Annotated in this window: 14 protein-coding genes and 1 pseudogene; 13 read left to right on the top strand and 2 right to left on the bottom strand. The window is 55.9% G+C overall.

Annotated features, from left to right (window positions below; genetic code table 11):
- Positions 1-10 precede the first annotated feature (10 nt).
- The 9 genes from murD to lpxC all read left to right on the top strand — a co-directional run bounded on the left by murD (position 11) and on the right by lpxC (position 10,737).
- A complete protein-coding gene (murD, locus tag BIS10_RS01430) occupies positions 11-1,390 on the top strand; it encodes a UDP-N-acetylmuramoyl-L-alanine--D-glutamate ligase (protein ID WP_253501717.1) in 1,380 nt (459 codons plus the stop codon).
- Positions 1,387-2,583, top strand: coding sequence for a putative lipid II flippase FtsW (gene ftsW / locus BIS10_RS01425; protein ID WP_253501714.1), 1,197 nt, complete (start codon positions 1,387-1,389; stop codon positions 2,581-2,583). Before murD ends, ftsW begins: the two co-directional genes overlap by 4 nt.
- Positions 2,584-2,601: 18 nt before the next feature.
- Entirely contained in the window at positions 2,602-3,699 is a 1,098-nt protein-coding gene (murG, locus tag BIS10_RS01420; protein ID WP_392567142.1) for an undecaprenyldiphospho-muramoylpentapeptide beta-N-acetylglucosaminyltransferase, read from the top strand.
- A 17-nt stretch (positions 3,700-3,716) separates the two neighbouring features.
- Positions 3,717-5,165: a UDP-N-acetylmuramate--L-alanine ligase gene (gene murC / locus BIS10_RS01415; protein WP_128082401.1), complete on the top strand. Its 1,449-nt coding sequence runs from the start codon at positions 3,717-3,719 to the stop codon at positions 5,163-5,165.
- The gene (locus BIS10_RS01410) at positions 5,162-6,097 is read left to right on the top strand and encodes a D-alanine--D-alanine ligase (RefSeq protein ID WP_253501710.1); all 936 of its coding nucleotides are present in this window, start codon (positions 5,162-5,164) and stop codon (positions 6,095-6,097) included. The genes murC and BIS10_RS01410 overlap by 4 nt, the downstream gene beginning before the upstream one ends.
- Positions 6,098-6,122: 25 nt before the next feature.
- Entirely contained in the window at positions 6,123-6,851 is a 729-nt protein-coding gene (locus BIS10_RS01405; RefSeq protein ID WP_062360042.1) for a cell division protein FtsQ/DivIB, read from the top strand.
- 310 nt (positions 6,852-7,161) lie between these two features.
- Positions 7,162-8,451, top strand: a complete 1,290-nt coding sequence (gene ftsA / locus BIS10_RS01400) for a cell division protein FtsA (protein ID WP_253501707.1) — start codon at positions 7,162-7,164, stop codon at positions 8,449-8,451.
- Between the two features lie 34 nt (positions 8,452-8,485).
- Entirely contained in the window at positions 8,486-9,667 is a 1,182-nt protein-coding gene (ftsZ, locus tag BIS10_RS01395; RefSeq protein ID WP_253501704.1) for a cell division protein FtsZ, read from the top strand.
- 158 nt (positions 9,668-9,825) lie between these two features.
- Positions 9,826-10,737 carry a UDP-3-O-acyl-N-acetylglucosamine deacetylase gene (gene lpxC / locus BIS10_RS01390; protein WP_253501701.1) on the top strand — a complete coding sequence of 304 codons (912 nt, stop codon included), beginning with the start codon at positions 9,826-9,828 and terminating at the stop codon, positions 10,735-10,737.
- 108 nt (positions 10,738-10,845) lie between these two features.
- Here lpxC and BIS10_RS01385 read toward each other — a convergent pair whose 3' ends face one another.
- On the bottom strand, positions 10,846-11,316 hold the full coding sequence (locus tag BIS10_RS01385; protein WP_253501699.1) for a DUF721 domain-containing protein: 471 nt from the start codon (positions 11,314-11,316) through the stop codon (positions 10,846-10,848).
- A 288-nt stretch (positions 11,317-11,604) separates the two neighbouring features.
- On the opposite strand from BIS10_RS01385, the gene BIS10_RS01380 reads away from it, so the two are divergent.
- From BIS10_RS01380 to BIS10_RS01365, 4 genes are all read left to right on the top strand, one after another.
- Complete coding sequence (locus BIS10_RS01380; RefSeq protein WP_253501696.1) at positions 11,605-11,796, top strand: hypothetical protein; 192 nt, start codon at positions 11,605-11,607, stop codon at positions 11,794-11,796.
- Between the two features lie 67 nt (positions 11,797-11,863).
- Positions 11,864-14,587, top strand: coding sequence for a preprotein translocase subunit SecA (gene secA / locus BIS10_RS01375; protein WP_253501693.1), 2,724 nt, complete (start codon positions 11,864-11,866; stop codon positions 14,585-14,587).
- A 36-nt stretch (positions 14,588-14,623) separates the two neighbouring features.
- Positions 14,624-15,853, top strand: a complete 1,230-nt coding sequence (argJ, locus tag BIS10_RS01370; RefSeq protein ID WP_253501690.1) for a bifunctional glutamate N-acetyltransferase/amino-acid acetyltransferase ArgJ — start codon at positions 14,624-14,626, stop codon at positions 15,851-15,853.
- A gap of 77 nt (positions 15,854-15,930) precedes the next feature.
- A complete protein-coding gene (locus BIS10_RS01365; RefSeq protein WP_174524459.1) occupies positions 15,931-16,887 on the top strand; it encodes a Nudix family hydrolase in 957 nt (318 codons plus the stop codon).
- 98 nt (positions 16,888-16,985) lie between these two features.
- On the opposite strand, the pseudogene BIS10_RS01360 reads toward BIS10_RS01365, so the two are convergent.
- Positions 16,986-17,090, bottom strand: a pseudogene (locus tag BIS10_RS01360) (acyltransferase); the annotation flags it as partial.

The raw sequence follows: 17,090 nt of genomic DNA, 5'->3' as shown, positions 1-17,090 counted from the left end.
AAGGAGCCACATGGTGCAGGTACCGAACGGATTTACGGTAGTCGTTGGGCTAGGGCTCTCTGGTCAGGCGATTTGCCGCCATCTTACCCAGCTGGGTAGGCCGTTTATGGTGGCTGATACCCGTGCAGCGCCTCCAGGGGTGGAGGCTTTTCGCCAAACGTACCCGGATGTTCAGGTGCATTGTGGCTCTCTGGCTGCTTTGGATTTTTGTCGGGCCTACGAGGTCGTGATTAGCCCAGGTGTAGATCCTCGCACGGCTGGTTTGGAGGGGCTGCTTGAGCGCCATAACCCTGCCACTGGCGAGCCCATGCTGGTAGGCGAAATCGCGCTGTTCAAGCGTGCCGTGAAAGCACCCATTGCGGCCATTACGGGCTCCAATGCTAAGTCCACAGTGACGACGCTACTTGGCGAGATGGCTGCCGCATCTGGCATTAATGCCGCCGTGGGCGGCAATCTAGGTACGCCCGCGCTTGATCTTCTGGCGCAACAGCCAGATGCCGACCTATACATCCTAGAGCTATCCAGCTTTCAGTTGGAAACCACGCCCTCTTTAGGCGCGGCCTCGGCGGCCTTCTTAAATCTCTGCGATGACCATCTTGATCGCCACGGCGATCTAGAGGGCTATCGACAGGCCAAGCAGCGTATTTTTATCGGCGCAGAGCACGCCGTGGTGAATGCTGACGATCCGCAAACATGGCCGGATCAGCCGCTAGAGCATATCGAGCACTTTGGGGTACATGCTCCCCGTGATGCTGCGTGGGGACTGGTCGAGCAACAGGGCCATTGGTGGCTAATGCAGGGCAAAACGCCATGGCTGCTGGCCGATGAACTGCGTATAACTGGGCAGCATAATTACGCCAATGCGTTAGCGGCGCTGGCGATGGGGCGCGCACTAGGCTTTGATAAAGCCAGTATGTGCGGTGCCCTAAAAGCGTTTGTAGGCTTGCCGCACCGCAGTGAAACCATTGCCGAGCTAAACGGCGTTCGCTGGGTCAATGATTCCAAAGGTACCAATGTGGGCGCGACGCTGGCTGCCATCAACGGGATTGGCACCACCCTGCAAGGAAAGCTGCTTCTTTTGGCAGGCGGCGTTGGTAAGGGTGCGGATTTTTCTCCGTTGGCTGCGCCGCTAGCGAATAGCGCTCGCACTGCTATTGTGTTTGGGGCCGATGCGCCGCGCCTTGCCGAAGCGCTTAATGAGGCGATTCCGGTTGAGCGTGTAGAACACTTAACGCAAGCCATGGAGGTTGCTTTCGCCATGGCCAAACCCGGTGATTGCGTGCTGCTGTCACCCGCCTGTGCCAGTTTGGATCAATTCGCCAACTATCAGGCACGCGGTGACGCCTTTCGTCACTGGGTTGAGCACAAACGCAGCGAGTTGACGCCATGAGCGATGAATCTCTCAGTAGAGTACAGCGCCTGCGCGCTGCCTTAACGACCCAGCACCTGCCTTGTGATATCTGGCTGATTGTTGCGGTGGTGGCGTTGGCGGGGCTTGGCTGGATTATGGTCAGCTCTGCGTCGGTGGGGCTGCTGGAAAACAGCTACCACTACTCCCGTCAGCACGGCATCTTTCTATTATTAGCCATTGTTGCCTGCCTGTTTATGTTATGCGTGCCTTTGGAGCTGTGGCGGCAGAACGCAGCGCTTATTCTACTCGTCAGCATTTTTATGCTGGTGGTGGTGCTAGTTATTGGCCAAGAGGTGAACGGCAGTAAGCGTTGGATTTCACTGCCTGGGCCGCTGCCGAGTTTGCAGGTGTCGGAACTGGCGAAAGTGGGCCTTATTTTTTACATGGCGGCATTTATGTCGCGCTTTACCTACGAGCTGCGGCGGCGGGCGTTTACCATGTGGCGGCCATTGGCCGTGCTTGCCGTGCCCGCGAGCCTGCTGTTCTTAGCTCCAGATTTCGGTGGCATGGTGGTTTACACCGTATGTGTCATTGGCATGTTAATGATGAGCGGCGCCTCGCTGACCTTACTGCTCGGCAGTGGAAGCGTGCTGGGGGTTGGGGCGGTGATGATGGTCGTGATGGAGCCCTACCGCTTGGCCCGCTGGACAAGCTTTCTTGACCCCTGGGCCGATCAATTTGCCACCGGCTATCAGTTAACCCAGGCGTTGATTGCGTTTGGTCGTGGGCATGTAACAGGTACCGGTCTTGGCAATAGCGTTCAAAAGCTTCACTACCTGCCGGAAGCCCACACCGACTTTATTTTTGCCGTAGTGGCCGAAGAGCTAGGGATGATTGGTGCCATTTTAGTGGTGCTACTGTTTACCCTATTTATTGTACGCGCCATGTGGGTCGGCCGCCGCGCGGAGCTGGCAGGACACCTGTTTGGCGCCTACGTTAGCTACGGCATTGGATTTATTGTGGCGGCTCAGGCGTTCATTAACATGGCCGTAAGCTCTGGGTTGCTGCCCACAAAAGGGCTTACTCTGCCACTAATCAGCTATGGCGGCTCAAGTCTGTTAGTGACGGGGATGATGATTGGGCTACTGCTGCGTGTGGATGCTGAGACTCGGCACCGCCCCCGGCGTACGCCCACCCCCTACCGAGCACGCCGAGAACCGCGTTTATCGTAATTATTCAAGGAGTCGTTTGTGGCGACGAACTCGCGTCGACGGATATTGATTATGGCCGGTGGAACCGGTGGGCACGTTATTCCTGCGCTCTCTTTGGCGCATGCTTTACAGGCCAAGGGTGTCGACGTTGAATGGCTGGGAAGCCCGCGTGGTATCGAAAATCGGCTAGTGCCTAATGCTGGCATTATGCTACACACGATTGCCATTGAAGGGCTGAGGGGCAAAGGGCTGGCAGGCTGGTGCAAAGCGCCCATCAATCTTTCCCGAGCGGTGATGCAGGCGCGACGCATCATTAAACGCTTTAAACCTGATGTTGTGGTCGGCCTGGGGGGCTTTGCCAGTGGCCCGGGTGGGCTGGCGGCGCGGCTGTCGGGTGTGCCGCTGGTCATTCATGAACAGAATGCCGTCGCAGGCCTCACCAATAAAGTGCTTTCGCGCTTGGCGACGCGTACTTACGCCGCCTTTGAGGATGCGTTTGGCAGTCGTGCAGTAGTTATTGGTAACCCCGTGCGTGAAGATATTGCGGCGCTAGGCGAGAGCCCTAAGCAGGTGGCTGAGCTGTCTAATAGGCCGCTTAGGCTGCTGGTTGTGGGTGGCTCGCTCGGTGCTGTAGCACTAAACGAGCGACTGCCGCCAGCGCTTGCCGCGCTACCACCAGAGCGGCGCCCGGATGTGCGCCATCAAGCCGGTAAAGAGCGCGACGTAGCCACCGCCCAGGCATATACAGAACTTGGCATTGTGGCCGATGTTAGCCCCTTTATCGATGATATGGCGGCCGCCTATTCATGGGCGGATCTTGTGGTTTGTCGCGCTGGTGCGTTAACGGTTGCCGAGTTGGCTGCAGCGGCAAAGCCTGCGCTGTTAGTGCCATTTCCATTTGCAGTAGATGACCATCAGCGAGTCAATGCTGATGTGCTGGTGAAGGCGGGAGCGGCTCAGTGTGTCATCCAATCAGCCCTCACGCCTGAGCGCTTAACTCAATTATTAGACGAATTACTTCATCCCGACAGGCTGGCGGAAATGGCGTCTAAAGCGCGCCAAGCCGCTTATTTAGATGCCACCGAGCGTCTTGCAGCAGGCTGTTTGGGATTAGTGAAGCAAGGAGAAACTGCGTGACCGATTCAGTGACTAACATGTCGCCGCAGGGGGCTCGCCCAACTGGCCCCGGTATGCGTCGTATTAAGCGGCTGCATTTTGTAGGTATCGGTGGTGCAGGCATGTGCGGTATTGCCGAAGTATTAGCCAACCAGGGCTACCAAGTTAGCGGTAGCGACATGAAAGCCTCCGCCGTGGTTGAGCGGCTGCGCCAGTGCGGAGTAAGCGTGGCCATTGGTCATGCTGAAGAGCATGTGCAGGGGGCCGACGTGGTTGTTGTCTCCAGCGCAATCGATGAAACCAACCCTGAAATACGCTGGGCACATGAGCACCGCGTGCCGGTAGTGCGCCGTGCCGAAATGCTGGCAGAACTGATGCGCTTCCGTCACGGTATTGCCGTCGCGGGGACTCACGGTAAAACAACCACCACTAGCTTGACAGCAACACTATTGGCCGAGGGTGGCCTGGACCCCACATTTGTGATTGGCGGAAAACTGACGAGCGCAGGCGCCAATGCTCGTTTAGGTGAAGGTGATTACTTAGTCGCTGAAGCTGATGAATCCGATGCCTCGTTCCTTCACCTTCAGCCCATGGTATCGATTGTTACCAATATCGATGCTGACCACATGGCGACTTATGGCGGCGATTTTGAGCGCCTGAAAAGCACTTTCATCGAATTTTTGCACAATCTACCGTTTTATGGTCTTGCGGTGCTGTGTATTGACGATCCTCATGTGCGTGGGCTGTGTGACCAAGTTAAACGCCAGTTTGTCACTTACGGCTTTGATGAAGATGCCGACTACCGCATCGTTGATTTTTCTCAACAGGCGGGAGAAGTCTCGTTTACCGCTCTGCGCCCTGGTGATGCGGCACCGCTGGCCATTCGGCTCGCTATGCCGGGCCGTCATAACGCCCTCAATGCGATGGCGGCTATCGTTGTGGCCACTGACGCAGGCGTAAGTGATGATGCGATCCAGCGCGGGCTAACTGGGTTCGCCGGGGTAGGGCGACGCTTTCAAGTGCATGGACACTTTCCAGCACCTTCCGGCGGTGGCGATATCATGCTAGTGGATGACTACGGTCACCATCCTCGTGAAGTCGATATGGTAATCCAGGCGGTGCGAGCAGGTTGGCCTGATCGACGCCTTGTGATGCTTTACCAACCCCACCGTTACAGCCGTACGCGGGATCTTTTTGAGGATTTTGTGCGTGTGCTTTCTCAGGTGGATACCCTGGTGCTACTGGATGTATACAGCGCAGGTGAGGCCGTGCTGCCGGGAGCCGAAGGGAAAACGCTGGCGGGCTCTATTCGACAGCGTGGTGAAGTCGATCCGCTGTTTGTCGAGCACAAGCAGGAGCTGCCTGCCTTGTTGAATAATGTGCTACGGCCTGGAGATATTTTGATTACTCAAGGGGCCGGCGACGTTGGCGGTATTTCGCTGCGCCTTGCTCAGGCAAAACTTGAGATGGATGAGGTGGCGCTATGAACAGCGGGCAAACCGGTTCTCTAGACCGCGTCGTAGTGGTTTACGGTGGCACATCGGCTGAGCGGGATGTTTCCCTGAAAAGCGGCGCCGCTATTCTTGCCGCTTTAAAACGTCAAGGTGTGGATGCGCTCGGCTACGACCCTAAAGAGGGTGGTCTAGCAGGGCTTGAGCGTCTGGCGCCTAGCGCCGTGTTTGTGGCGCTACATGGGCGTGGTGGAGAAGACGGCACGTTTCAGGGCGCGTTAGAGCTGCTCGGCGTGCCCTATACCGGCAGCGGCGTACTGGCATCTGCATTGGGCATGGATAAACAGCGCACTAAACAGGTGTGGCAGGCCGTTGGCTTGCCTACCCCTGAAAGCATCATGCTAAGTGAAAACGCTGATTGGGCGGCCGTAGTAAACCAGCTTGGGCTGCCTATGATGGTCAAGCCAGTCCATGAAGGCTCCACCTTGGGCATCAGTATTGTCAAAAGCCGGGATGAATTAAAAGCCGCCTACACGGCTGCCTCAAAGTTTGATGCGCGGGTAATGGCTGAGCGGTTTATTGTCGGGGATGAATACACGGTCGCGCTCCTGGGTGATGACGTGCTGCCCGCTATTCGCGTTGAAGTGCCGGGTGGACTCTATGACTACGAAGCCAAGTACATTGCTAACACCACGCAGTACCATCTGCCCTGTGGTTTGTCTGAGCAAGATGAGCAAGCGCTGGCAGCACTATGTAAAGAGGCCTTTTTAGCGGTAGGTGGCGAAGGGTGGGGGCGTATTGATGTAATGCGTGACGCAGCTGGTAAGTGTTGGCTGATAGAGGTTAACACCGTGCCCGGCATGACCGACCACAGCCTGGTACCGCAGGCAGCCGCCTACGCCGGGATCGATTTTGATCAGTTGGTCATGCGTATTTTACAGACCGCCGTTCAGCCGAGCATGCCGTAATGAGTAGCTGGGCAATAGGAGCGTTATGAAAAAACGCAACGCATGGCTGGGCGTTGTGCTGCTGGCGCTGCTACTAGGTGCGGGTGGCCGTGCACTGTGGCTATGGCTTGATCGTCCCATTGAGCGCGTGTCGATTCGTGGCGAATGGGAGTACGTTAGTGCTGATTACCTGCGTACGCAGTTAGCGCCGCTTGTGCAGGATGCAACGTGGCTATCGGCAGATCTAGGCGAGCTACGCCAGCGTGCGCTACGTATTGGCTGGCTGAATGAAGTGCGAATTTCCCGCGAGTGGCCTAACGCTTTGGTGTTTGAGCTAGTGGAGCAGGTGCCTGTAGCGCGTTGGAACGATGATTTCCTGCTTAATCCTGAAGGGGAGCCGTTTGCATTTGCGCCGTTAGATGCACCTGAAGGGTTGCCCGACCTCTCAGGGCCAGCGGGCAACAGTGAAGAGGTGTTGGCGTATTACCAGCGGTTGACTCCCCATTTTGCCAGTTTGTCGCTATCGCTTTCTCAGCTACGCTTAGAGCCTCGCGGTGCTTGGCGCTTACAGCTGGGAGACGGGGCCTGGGTCATGCTAGGTAGACGTCAGCATGGAGAGCGTTTGGCACGGTTATCTGCTTCTTGGCAGCGCGAACTTGCAAGCTTTAGTGAGCATATCCGCTATATTGATTTACGCTATCCTAATGGTGTTGCGGTGGCTTGGCATGGTGAAACGGATTTTCAAGAGCGTGAACAGCAAGAGGTCAATGAGTAACCGCTCGTGGCAATGTGCAAAAAGTAGGTAAATGTGAGTGGTTGCCAACGCCGAAAAACCCATGAATGGGGTTTAAATTGCCATCCAGTCCAATTATCGTGGGTGTGCGCTAGTCGTATTGCGACTATTGTTTCTATACTATGTCCCTAGCGGTGATGTGGATGAGTTTTATTATCCTGTCAGCGGTTAGCTTGGTTAGATAGTGTTCTAGTTAAAGTTATTAAACGCAAATTGGTTATTGCGTTGGCGTTTTAATGCCAATTGGCAATACCTACCCTATTAAAATGACGGCAAGGAGATTTACCGACTCATGGCAGGCTCACCCAACGCATCCAATATGGTTGTCGGGCTGGACATCGGAACGTCCAAGGTCGTCGCGATAGTCGGTCAACCCACCGATGATGGGGGGATTGAGATTGCCGGTATCGGTTCCCACCCCTCGCGCGGTATGAAGCGCGGCGTTGTGATTAATATTGAGTCAACGGTTCTGTCCATTCAGCGTGCGGTGGAAGAAGCCGAACTGATGGCAGGATGCGACATCCACTCGGTTTATGTGGGCGTGGCGGGCAGCCATATTAGCTCCATGAATTCCGACGGCGTTGTCGCGATTAAGGAGCGTGAAGTAACACCTTCAGACATTGAACGGGTGATCGACTCGGCCCGCGCACGAGCGATTTCAGAAGGCCAGCGAGTGTTACATGTGTTACCTCAAGAGTTTTCCATTGATACCCAAGGCGGCATCCGTGAGCCGCTGGGGATGTCAGGGGTAAGACTTGAAGCACAAGTGCACTTAGTAACGGCGGCCCTGAATGCTGTGCAAAACATTGAAAAGTGTGTGCGGCGCTGCGGTTTAGATGTGGATGCCATTATTTTGGAACAGTTGGCCTCTAGTATGGCCGTGCTGACTGAAGATGAGCGTGAGCTCGGGGTATGTATGGTGGATATCGGTGGTGGTACCACCGATATGGCGATTTTCACAGAAGGTGCCATTCGCCATACAGCGGTGATCCCCATTGCAGGTGACCAAGTCACCAATGACATCGCGATGGCACTGCGAACGCCGACCCAGCACGCTGAAGAAATCAAGGTGAAATACGCTTGCGCATTAACCCAGCTTGCTGCAAGTGATGAGATGATTAAAGTGCCTAGCGTGGGTGATCGCCCAGCCAGAGATCTATCGCGTCAGGCGCTAGCGGAAGTGGTCGAACCTCGTTACGAGGAACTCTTTACGTTAGTAAGAGACGAATTACGTCGCAGCGGCTATGAAGATATGGTGGCTGCGGGTGTGGTGCTCACCGGCGGCACCTCGCGCATGGAAGGTGTAAGCGAACTGGCGGAAGAAATTTTCCATATGCCGGTTCGTATTGCCTGCCCGCAAAATGTCAGAGGCTTGGCAGATGTGGTTCGCAATCCTATCTATGCGACGGGCGTTGGTTTACTGCATTATGCACTGCAGGAAACTCGTCATGGGCAAGGCCTAGAAAGCCACGGGGGAGTCGTTGCGGCCCATAAAGGACGTAATGAGTTAGCCCGGCGTGATATCAAGGATGGCCATTCGGCGCTGGCAAGAATCAAAGGCTGGTTCAAAGGAAATTTCTGATAGGGCCGCAAGCGCGGTTCAGGAGACGGGGCTTATGTTCGAATTGGTAGATAACGCACCCTCGAGCAGTGCGGTCATCAAAGTAGTCGGTGTTGGCGGTGGCGGCGGTAATGCTGTCAACCACATGGTCGAGAGCAATATCGAAGGCGTTGAATTTATCTGCGCCAATACGGATGCTCAGGCACTTAAACGTGTATCCGCGAAAACGGTGCTGCAGCTAGGTAGCGAAATCACCAAGGGTCTTGGTGCTGGCGCTAACCCAGAGGTGGGTCGTCAAGCCGCGATGGAAGATCGCGAGCGCATTGCTGAGCTGTTAAACGGCGCCGATATGGTCTTTATTACTGCCGGTATGGGTGGTGGTACAGGCACGGGCGGCGCTCCGGTGGTGGCTCAGGTGGCTAAGGAGTTGGGTATTCTGACTGTTGCGGTCGTTACGCGTCCGTTCCCGTTTGAAGGGCCCAAGCGTATGCGCGCTGCGGAAGAGGGCATGAAAGAGCTCTCTGAGCACGTTGATTCCTTGATCACTATTCCCAATGAAAAGCTGCTATCGGTGCTGGGCAAGAATGCCACGCTGCTGACGGCTTTTAGCGCAGCTAACGATGTGCTTCTAGGTGCGGTACAGGGCATCGCAGAGCTGATCACCAGCCCAGGTATCATCAACGTCGACTTTGCTGACGTACGCACCGTGATGTCCGAAATGGGCATGGCGATGATGGGTACAGGCGGCGCGACGGGTGAGAACCGTGCACGTGAGGCGGCAGAAAAAGCCATCCGCAGCCCGCTGCTGGAAGATATCGATCTACATGGCGCTCGCGGTATCCTGGTCAATATCACGGCTGGGCCGGATCTCTCCATTGGCGAATTCAACGATGTGGGGGCGACGGTACAAGAGTTCGCCTCTCAAGAAGCGACGATTGTGGTCGGTACTTCAATCGATATGGAAATGTCCGACGAGCTGCGTGTGACGGTAGTGGCAGCAGGGCTAGATGGCAGCAAATCAAAAGCAGCAGCTCGCGAACCTGCGCGTCGCTCTGCGGCAGATGCCTCCTCTTCCGACTACCGCAAGCTGCAGCAGCCGACGGTCATGCGTCAGCAGGCCGCTGCACGCGCAGAAGCGCCGGAAGCAGCGCCAAAGCCGCGTCCAGAAAAACGTCGTTCAGCGGATGCTGATGACTATCTCGATATCCCCGCATTTTTGCGCCGCCAGGCGGATTAAACCGCGCTATCAGGCTCATTGAGGCAGCAAACGAGAGTTTTATTGGTTAAAACGCTCGTTTGCTGTTAAAGTGAACACTGTTTGATAACTTTCTTTCCCCCTGCGGACTTTGTAGCGTTAGGCTACGAGCCGCCGTCATCAGAGCTTGACCACTACCCATGATCAGACAACGCACATTACAAAACGTCATCCGCGCCACTGGAGTGGGTCTGCACTCTGGCAAAAAAGTCCACATGGCTTTGCGCCCGGCGCCGGCCAACACCGGCATTGTGTTTGTCAGAACCGATCTGGACCCAGTGGTACACGTGCCTGCCCGTGCCGAATTGGTGGAAGACACCATGCTATGCACCGCGCTCTCCCATGAAGGCGTCAAAGTCGCGACCGTTGAGCACTTGATGTCAGCCTTTGCCGGTTTGGGGATTGATAACGCCTACGTCGATATCAGTGCGCCCGAAGTGCCGATTATGGACGGCAGTGCCAGCCCCTTTGTGTTTCTGATTCAATCAGCGGGCATTTTGGAGCAGGAGGCAGCGAAGAAATTTATCCGCATTAAGCGTCGGGTTAGCGTTACCGATGGTGATAAAGAGGCTACCTTTTTGCCTCACCAAGGCTTCAAGGTGTCATTTGCTATCGACTTTGACCACCCGGTCTTTGAACAGCAGAAGCAAACGGCGCTGATCGATTTCTCGACCACATCGTTCGTGAAAGAAGTCTCTCGTGCACGAACCTTCGGTTTTATGCGCGATTTAGAGTATCTTCGCTCGAACAATCTGGCGCTGGGCGGTAGCTTAGAAAACGCCATTGTGGTGGATGACTACCGTATTGTGAACGAAGGTGGGTTACGTTACGAAGACGAATTCGTTAAGCATAAAGTGCTAGACGCCATTGGTGACCTTTATCAGCTTGGTTACAGCCTGATTGGCGAGTTCCGAGGTGTTAAATCCGGCCATGCGCTGAATAACCAGCTTTGCCGGGAGCTGATGGCACAGCCCGATTCGTATGAAATCGTTACGTTTGAAGAAGAGAAAGCAGTGGCGCCTATTTCCTATGCCGCTCCTGCCATGGCGTAATTAGGCATAAGGCAAAATGTTGGGGAGTTGAGTTGAAATAACGAAACGGCCCCCCACTTTATAAAGCATCGCTAAGGCGGTGCTTTATGCGTTTAAGGGCTCGCGTTGCTAAGGTTTTGGTTCTGTAGAGCGCGCGTGAGAAGCAAGCCGCTCCAGAGCGTTTTTTAACGCGGGGTTGTCGGTGTCTTTGGCGCATTCGGCCAGGGTTTTGCCCGCATCATCTGACAGTGTGCGCGTGTAACGCTTAGGTGACTCGATCGGGCGCACTGGACGAACTTTGAGCGTAAACCCTGTCACGCCTTCAAAGCCCGGTAATTGGTGAAGCAGTGACAGTAGCCGCGACTGCTCGTAGCGTAGCCACGTTAACCAGCTGGCTTGTCCGCTGATCAGCGTAAGGCGTCCGTTGCTGAAGCCGCCGACGAAAATGTGCTCGCGCATCTCTTCAGGCAAATGGGCGCGAAGGTGGCGTTGCGCTTGATCAATTAAGCGTGATTGGCGCATTAGCTTTCCAACGCCGCCAGACTTGGTCAGCAGTTGGGCAATGGGCTGTGCGCGAGAACGCTTAACCTTTATACTCATCAACTTAATTCCTAGGGTGTTGCTAGTGACGTCGTACTGGCGAATACAAACAGCGCCTGTGATTGACCGCCAATGAAAAGAGCCTAACACGCTCGGGAGCCAGTCCACAGCATGTCATCAACGTCAGAGATAGTATCTGCTTCTCCAAGGCGTCAACGACGCTATGGCTTAGCGCGTTGGTGGCTGGCTGGCCTGTTGGTGAGCTGCTTATTGCCCGCTAGTTTACACCCTTCAGATGCATTGAGAAGCAGTGGCCGCAATGTCTGCATCTGCTTTTGGGTGCCTGCGATGCTACGGGCTCAATCGCACTGGATTGCCAAGAAGCGCCGTGCGCTTCGTCGCTGGGTTAGTCGCCAAACGCACCGATTGCCCAGCGTTTGCAGCCGTCCTCTATTGCTACCGCTGATCACGCTTCGACTTGTTGCTGCCAGCGATGTAGTGACCCCTCGTGGCCCGCCCGCCGAACAACGCATTGGTTAACATTACGCCTATTTGCCTTATATAAGGGCGCACCTGGATGGGTCGCTCACGATGATCTGGAAATTTCATGATTAATAACTTGTTACGTAAAGTGGTCGGCTCTAAAAACGACCGTGAAGTAAAGCGCATGCATAAAAGCGTGCAGAGCGTTAATGCGTTAGAAGAGACCCTGGCGGGCCTAAGCGATGCGGAACTTCAAGCGAAAACCACTGAGCTGCGTCAGCGGTTAGACGATGGAGCGACGCTGGATAGCTTGCTTCCAGAAGCCTTTGCTGTCGTTCGTGAGTCCAGTAAGCGAGTAATGGGCATGCGCCACTTTGATGTGCAGATGGTCGGTGGTATGACCCTGCACCGTGGCCGTATCGCGGAAATGAAAACCGGTGAAGGTAAAACCCTAGTTGCCACACTGTCAGTCTACTTGAACGCATTGACCCGTAAAGGCGTTCACGTGGTGACGGTGAATGACTACCTCGCCCGCCGTGATGCGGAATGGATGCGCCCGCTTTATGAATTCTTAGGGCTAACGGTAGGCGTTATCTTTGCAGGGCAGACCGGCGAAGAGAAGCGCTATGCTTATCAGTGCGACATTACCTACGGCACCAACAATGAGTTTGGCTTTGACTATCTTCGCGACAACATGGCGTTCTCGCTGGAAGATAAAGTCCAACGCGGCCTGCACTACGCGATTGTGGACGAAGTCGACTCCATCCTAATTGATGAAGCACGTACGCCGTTGATTATCTCCGGCGCGGTAGACGAGAACACCGACCTCTACGGCATCGTGAACCGCCTCGCCCAACAGCTCGAGCAGGGTGAAGTCTCCGAAGATGACGAAGCACCGGTGAGCGGCGATTTCGTGCTCGACGAAAAGCAGAAGCAGGTGGAGCTGACCGAACAGGGTCACAATAAAGTCGAAGAGCTCATGCGGGCCGAAGGGCTGCTGGGTGAGGGCGAATCGCTCTACGCAGCGCAAAACCTCAACCTGCTACAGCATATGCACTCGGCGCTGCGCGCTCGCCATCTCTATCATCTGGACGTTGATTACATCGTTGCCGAAGGGCAGGTGGTGATTGTCGACGAGCACACCGGCCGTACCATGCCGGGGCGCCGTTGGTCTGAAGGTCTGCACCAGGCCGTGGAAGCTAAAGAGGGCGTTACGGTTCAGCGTGAAAGCCAAACGCTGGCGTCTACCACCTTCCAGAACTACTTCCGCCTGTATGAAAAGCTATCGGGCATGACGGGCACGGCGGATACCGAAGCCTTCGAATTCCGTCAGATTTACGGTCTTGATGTGATCGTCATTCCCACCAACCGCCCGCTGGCGCGTAAAGATCTCAACGACCTTGTGTACCTGAGCGCGGAAGAGAAGTACGAAGCCATCATCAAAGACGTGAAAACAGAGACCGAAGCGGGCCGCCCAGTGCTGGTGGGTACCGCCTCTATCGAAACGTCTGAGTATCTGGCGCGCCTAATGCGTGAGGCTGGGCTTAAATTCAACGTCCTAAACGCCAAGCAGCACCAGAGTGAGGCAGAAATTATTGCTCAAGCTGGCAGGCCCGGTGCGATTACCATCGCTACCAACATGGCGGGTCGCGGTACTGACATTATGTTGGGCGGTAACTGGGAAGCCGAAGCCGCGAAGCTGCAAAACCCTAGCCAAGCACAGCTTGATGCGCTAAAAGCCGAATGGCAAAAGCGCCACGACGCGGTGCTGGAAGCCGGTGGCTTGCACGTGGTGGGCTCTGAGCGACACGAATCCCGCCGTATCGATAACCAGCTTCGTGGCCGTGCAGGCCGCCAGGGCGATCCGGGTTCCACACGCTTCTTCCTCTCTTTGGAAGATAGCCTGATGCGCCTATTCGGCTCCGATCGAGTGAAGCGCTTAATGCAGGCGCTGGGCCTTGAGCGTGGTGAAGCCATTGAACACAAAATGGTCTCCAATGCAGTAGAGCGCGCTCAGAAGAAAGTGGAAGGGCGTAACTTCGATATTCGCAAGCAGCTGCTTGAGTACGACGACGTGGCCAACGACCAGCGCCGCGTGATTTACGAGCAGCGTAACGAAATTCTAGCGTCTGACGATGTCTCCGCCGCGGTGGTGGGTATTCGTGAAGAGGTGATGGAAGACGCGATTAGCGAGTACGTGCCGCCCCAGAGCCTGGCTGAGCAGTGGGACCTGCCTGGCTTGGAAGCCCACTTGAAAACCGAGTTCAATCTCGACGCGCCAGTGATGCAGTGGGCCGAGGAAGACGAGCGCTTTAGCGAAGAGAAGCTGCGTGAACGTCTGCAAACCATGCACCGCGAGGCCTATGAGGCTAAAATCGAGTCCGCAGGTGCGGCACTGATTCGCCGCTTCGAGAAGCAGGTGATGCTCCAAGTGCTGGATACCCGCTGGAAAGAGCACCTGCAGTCCATGGATCACTTGCGTCGCGGTATCCACCTGCGTGGTTATGCACAGAAGAACCCCAAGCAGGAGTACAAGCGCGAATCCTTCGAGCTGTTCCAACATCTGCTGACCAACATCAAAGCCGATGTCACGCGTATTCTCAGCCACGTTCAGGTGCGTCAGCCAGAAGAAGTGGATGCCCTAGAACAGAAACGCCGTGAAGAGCTTGCTCGTGAAAAAGCGACTGCCGCCAGCCGCCACGATGCGCCTGATGCCGGTACTAGCGAGACAGCGCCCGGGGCTGATGGCCGTCCGTTGCGTCGGGAAAACCCGAAAGTTGGCCGCAACGACCCCTGTGTGTGTGGCTCGGGTAAAAAATATAAGCAGTGCTGCGGCAAATTAAGCTAATCACGTATGGCGTAAGCGAACGTAGAGGAGAGAAACATGGCGGTGGGAAACCTTCCCTTTCCGGAATTGCCACCCCTTAACGGGGTGCGCCTAGGCACTGCAATGGCGGGCATCAAGAAGCCGGATCGCCGTGACATGGTAGTGATCGAGCTACCAGAGACTGCCACCGTGGCAGGCGTATTCACTCGGAATGCCTTTTGTGCTGCTCCAGTGGTCGTCGCTAAAGCGCATCTGGATGCGTGCGCTAACAACAGCCTTGCGCCCCGGTACTGGCTGATCAATACCGGCAATGCCAATGCGGGAACGGGCGAGACGGGCCTGCAGGATGCCTATGCAAGCTGTGCGGCCGTGGCAGAGCAGGCGGGCGTTGAGACAGCCCAGGTGCTACCGTTCTCAACGGGCGTGATAGGTGAGCCGCTGCCCATGGATCGCCTGCTGGCGGGCTTGCCTGGTGCGTTTGATACGCTGGCCGACTCAAGCCAAGCGTGGCAGCAGGCAGGTGAAGGTATTCTAACCACCGACACCCGCGCAAAGGGAGCCACGGTGACCGTTGATATTGGCGACCAGCAGGTCACCATCAACGGGATTACCAAAGGCTCGGGCATGATTAAACCCAACATGGCCACCATGTTGGGGTTTGTGGTCACCGATGCGGCGATTGAGCAGCCCTTGCTCGCCACGCTGCTGCGAGAAACGGTGGATCGCTCGTTCAACTGCATCACTGTGGATAGCGATACCTCTACTAACGATGCCTGCATGTTAGCGGCGACCGGCACGGGCGCGCGTATTGAAAGCGACGAGCACATTGCCGTTTTCCGTAACGCTCTGCAGCGGGTGATGACCGAGCTCGCCCAGGCGATTATTCGCGATGGCGAAGGGGCGACCAAATTCATCACACTACAGGTGAATGAGGCTAGTACTCGCCAAGAGGCGCTGGATGTAGCGTTTACTGTAGCTCACTCGCCTTTAGTAAAAACCGCGCTCTACGCCTCGGATGCTAATTGGGGGCGTATTTTGGCGGCGGTGGGTCGAGCGCCGGTTGAGGCGTTTGACGTCAGCCGGGTCGTGATTGACTTAGGCGATGTGCGCCTAGTGGAGAACGGTGGCCGCGCCGGTAGCTATACCGAAGCGGCTGGCAGTGCCGTAATGGCCGAGGAAGAGATCACAATTCGCATTAATTTGGGGCGTGGTGACGAGGCCGCTACCGTGTGGACCTCGGATCTCTCCCATGACTATGTGTCCATCAACGCGGATTACCGCAGCTAAGGCTGCGGCAACGTGCTAACGCAGCGAGATAGCGCCGTGCAATATAAAGGCGGCGCGCACAAAGTGGATAAGACGTAATGAGTGTAATGGTAAAACGACGGGTTCATGTCGCGGCAGCTGCGATGATCAGCGCCGATCAAAAGCACGTGCTGATCGCGCGCCGGCCTTCCAACGTCGATCACGGCGGTCTTTGGGAGTTTCCCGGTGGCAAGCTAGCCCCTTATGAAACTGGGCTGGAAGGCCTTAAACGTGAGTTGCATGAAGAGTTAGGCGTTGAGATTGTTCGTGCCCAACCGCTCATTCGCGTTCACCATGAGTATCCTGATAAGCACATTCTGCTCGATGTGTGGCAGGTGCATGAGTTTGCTGGCGAACCGTTTGGTCGTGAAGGCCAGGCGGTGCGCTGGGTGCCGATGAATGAGTTGGTGAACTACCCGTTCCCAGCGGCGAATCTGCCCATTCTGCGTGCGGTGATGCTACCCACCGAGTACTTGATTACCGGTGAAGAGCCTGACGATGAGCGCTTCGCGTCGTTGCTGGAGCGCGCTCTGCGCGAAGACAGCATTCGCCTTGTGCAACTGCGTGCCAAAAGCTTAGATGACGCGGCCTACGTTGCCCGTGCTGAGCGAGCGCTCAAGCTTTGCCGTGAATACGGTGCGAAGTTGCTGCTCAACGGTGAGCCAACGCTGCTGGATCGGGTCGATGCGGATGGTATTCATCTGACCAGTGCGCGCTTAATGCAGCTGGACCGACGCCCGATTGCGGAAAACAAGTGGCTGTCCGCCTCCACGCATGATCAAAAGCAGCTTTCCCAAGCGGCAGTGCTGGGCTGTGATTTTGTCACGCTTTCTCCGCTGCGCACCACGCCATCACACCCGGAAGTGGCTCCGATGGGCTGGCACGACTTCCAACAGCTGGTGGAACGTGCCGGTATGCCGGTATTCGCGCTGGGCGGTATGACCCGCTTTGACGCCAACCACGCTCGCGCGGTGGGTGCTCAGGGTATTGCGTCGATTCGCGATTTCTGGAAATAAGTGCCGGGAAATAAACGATGTCGGCTTAAGTGCTGATAGCAAAACGCCTGCTCTGATAACTGAGCAGGCGTTTTTGATTTTCAGATGCTCGAATAAGCTTAATCGCGGTAGCGGCGGGTTAGGTCGCCATAAGCGTCGACACGGCGATCGCGCAGGTAGGGCCAAATACGGCGGGTGTTTTCGCTACGCGCCATATCCAGGCT

The organism is Halomonas sp. 707B3 (genome assembly GCF_024158645.1).
Taxonomy (GTDB): domain Bacteria; phylum Pseudomonadota; class Gammaproteobacteria; order Pseudomonadales; family Halomonadaceae; genus Vreelandella; species Vreelandella lionensis.
The sequence above is the reverse complement of the archived record's forward strand: the minus strand, read 5'-3'. Positions and strand labels throughout refer to the sequence as shown.

Excerpts from the sequence above, each read along its gene's own strand:
- murD (WP_253501717.1), top strand. The coding sequence starts at position 11 with ATGGTGCAGGTACCGAACGGATTTACGGTAGTCGTTGGGCTAGGGCTC.
- ftsW (WP_253501714.1), top strand. The coding sequence starts at position 1,387 with ATGAGCGATGAATCTCTCAGTAGAGTACAGCGCCTGCGCGCTGCCTTA.
- murC (WP_128082401.1), top strand. The coding sequence starts at position 3,717 with ATGTCGCCGCAGGGGGCTCGCCCAACTGGCCCCGGTATGCGTCGTATT.
- BIS10_RS01410 (WP_253501710.1), top strand. The coding sequence starts at position 5,162 with ATGAACAGCGGGCAAACCGGTTCTCTAGACCGCGTCGTAGTGGTTTAC.
- BIS10_RS01405 (WP_062360042.1), top strand. The coding sequence starts at position 6,123 with ATGAAAAAACGCAACGCATGGCTGGGCGTTGTGCTGCTGGCGCTGCTA.
- ftsA (WP_253501707.1), top strand. The coding sequence starts at position 7,162 with ATGGCAGGCTCACCCAACGCATCCAATATGGTTGTCGGGCTGGACATC.
- ftsZ (WP_253501704.1), top strand. The coding sequence starts at position 8,486 with ATGTTCGAATTGGTAGATAACGCACCCTCGAGCAGTGCGGTCATCAAA.
- lpxC (WP_253501701.1), top strand. The coding sequence starts at position 9,826 with ATGATCAGACAACGCACATTACAAAACGTCATCCGCGCCACTGGAGTG.
- BIS10_RS01385 (WP_253501699.1), bottom strand. The coding sequence starts at position 11,316 with ATGAGTATAAAGGTTAAGCGTTCTCGCGCACAGCCCATTGCCCAACTG.
- BIS10_RS01380 (WP_253501696.1), top strand. The coding sequence starts at position 11,605 with ATGCTACGGGCTCAATCGCACTGGATTGCCAAGAAGCGCCGTGCGCTT.
- secA (WP_253501693.1), top strand. The coding sequence starts at position 11,864 with ATGATTAATAACTTGTTACGTAAAGTGGTCGGCTCTAAAAACGACCGT.
- argJ (WP_253501690.1), top strand. The coding sequence starts at position 14,624 with ATGGCGGTGGGAAACCTTCCCTTTCCGGAATTGCCACCCCTTAACGGG.
- BIS10_RS01365 (WP_174524459.1), top strand. The coding sequence starts at position 15,931 with ATGAGTGTAATGGTAAAACGACGGGTTCATGTCGCGGCAGCTGCGATG.